A 249-nucleotide genomic window follows, 5' to 3' on the forward strand; every position below is an offset into this window, starting at 1 on the left:
CCCTTGATAGGTCATCTGCTTTTCGATTTGCAATGTGTCTATCCACACACAAGGGAACTGCTCTAAGCCATAACGCTGTTGTAAATAGCGTTCCACAAAAGCACGCTCAATACACGAACCATGAACCAATGCGACTTTTCCTGCCAAGCGAATAAAAAGGCGATCCATTGCATCATCAAGCGTTAATCCTGCAGATAATGTTTTAGGGGTAATATGATTAATTTGTGCCGATTGGGCGGTAATAAATTG

At 42.2% G+C, this 249-nt stretch carries 1 protein-coding gene; it reads right to left on the reverse strand.

The window, feature by feature from the left end; genetic code table 11:
* Positions 1 to 249, reverse strand: a 249-nt coding sequence (locus RMT89_RS44540) for a hypothetical protein (protein ID WP_315889452.1), incomplete at both ends; no start/stop codon positions are given.

The sequence above is a fragment of the Streptomyces sp. P17 genome (assembly GCF_032436805.1).
Classification (GTDB): domain Bacteria; phylum Actinomycetota; class Actinomycetes; order Streptomycetales; family Streptomycetaceae; genus Streptomyces.